This is a genomic window from Segatella copri (assembly GCF_019127135.1).
Taxonomy (GTDB): Bacteria; Bacteroidota; Bacteroidia; order Bacteroidales; family Bacteroidaceae; genus Prevotella.
The window spans coordinates 1-1,977 of the sequence record NZ_JAHOEA010000128.1 but is presented as its reverse complement, the minus strand read 5'-3'; the positions used below and the strand labels follow the sequence as shown (position 1 = coordinate 1,977).

The following is a 1,977-nucleotide window of genomic DNA, read 5'->3' as shown; positions in this document are numbered from 1 at the left end:
AATGTTGTGCACCGGTCTCTTCCCGAATGCTGATACAAAGATACAACATCGGCGATGCCCCACTTGTCCACTTTGGTACGATAAGTACCAGTTGTGCTCTATTTGGCTCAATTATGTATACTTTTGCACGCAAGCGTATGCAGCAGATTACCCAAGTGGCTCAATCAGCTTACCCAAGTGGCTCAATCAGACTACTCAAGTGGCTCAATCAGATTACTCAAGTGGCTCAATCAGATTACTCAAGTGGCTCAATCAGCAAGTACAGCCGTCTGCGTAAGCGAGTCCAGCCGTCTGCGTAACCCAGTTCAGCCATATCCTTAACCCAGTTCAGCCACATCAGTTGGTAAACGGAAGTGTATCGTTTGTTTACCTCATTTGAGTGCTCAATTACTACCAGGGCAAATAAGCCTTTCTGAGGATACTACCAGGGCCAATAATAGCTACCATCAGGGCCAACTATGTGTCTTCTGATATGCCCGAATTACTACCAGGGCAAACTTCAAAAATATAAAATATTGAATATCAGATAGTTAGGCACAGATTTTTCTTCCCTACACTATACCAAGTATATTATATATATACATTTACATCTTTTACACTATACGTAATACGGGAGGAAAAAGATTTTTTTTCAACAAATCAGCTATTAAAATGCATTTTTTCTCTTCAAAAATTTGCAAAAGTCTGAAATAAATATTACTTTTGCAACATGAAAGCGCGGAGAATGCGATTCTCCTCCCGATGAAGGACACCGGGATATGCTTTCGGTTAAGGATTAGAACATAGCTCATTGAGTAGGAATCGGCCCCAAAAGATGAGTGACCAAATAGTAATCCTTACAAGGCATTCTATGCCTGATAAATTTGATGAAAATTTATCGGCATGGATGCGAAGTAAGGTTATTTGGTAATAAGAAGAAATGGCCGATTTACAATCCTTTATGGATGTAACATTTCAACTTATCATGTCATCCTTACTCCAATTCCATGCCGGTTTTCAATAAACTATAACCAAGACTTGCCCCAATCGGTAGGCCTCTAACGATTTTAACAGAAAACGGATATGGAAAAAGTTAATCAACAGCCTCCGGGCGGGCAGCAGTCCTTCCCTCAGACAAATCAACCAGAGAAACAACTGATGACCATCCTTGGCGTACAGGGATTGTCTTACCAGAACTATTCTGTGGTAGAACTCAAAATCGTTCTACAGATTATCAAGCATGCCCAGAAAGCCATCTTGGACTATGTTATCCCTTATCAGGTAACTTCACAGACTTTCAATGGCTTCACCGCAGAACAGAGGGCTGCAGGCCACACCGATGTCATCATGAAACTGTCTGAGTTTCCTTATGGTGCTAACCATTATCCGCAATTGCGCGATGCCATCCAGCGTATAGCATCCAAACCCATCCAGCTGCCATTCAAGCAGGGCGACCAGACATACTACCGGAAGTTTTCATGCCTGTTTAAGAGTGAGATATACCAAGACCGGCACAAGAACTGGATGGTAAAATTCCGCTTCGACAACAACGTGATACGGTTTTTCTACAATTACGACAAGGGAATCAGCCGTATCGACCTCAATGCCATCAACCAATGCCGAGGCGCATCGAGCATCAAGTTGTATCTCATCATGAACTGCTGGGCGGTAAAGGGATTCACCATCAGTAAAACGGCGCATATCCAGCAACTGATGCATGGTAGGGAAGATTACTACAAGACCTGGTCGGAACTGGACAGAAAATGTCTGACTTTTGCCTGCAAAGACCTCAAGCGCCTTTACCGGAACCACGTCATCGACCAGTATCTTACCTATAAGCCTTTCTTTCTGGAAGAGGGCGAAAAAGTGATGCATCACCTGCCCGTACACATCACCTTTACCCTGCACGACCGTCGCACTTCAGGCGATACTGCGGAGGGTGCAGAAGTGAGCAGCGAACTGAGAGGGCAGCGGAGCAAACTGAAACTCCGGCTGCAA

General features: G+C 44.0%; 2 protein-coding genes. Both read left to right on the top strand.

Annotation, left to right across the window (positions count from 1 at the left end; genetic code table 11):
• Positions 1-299: hypothetical protein (locus tag KSW37_RS15415; RefSeq protein WP_217743526.1), on the top strand; the 299-nt coding region annotated here is incomplete at its 5' end.
• A gap of 763 nt (positions 300-1,062) precedes the next feature.
• The coding region (locus KSW37_RS15410) for a replication initiation protein (RefSeq protein ID WP_217743525.1) at positions 1,063-1,977 on the top strand (915 nt) is incomplete at its 3' end.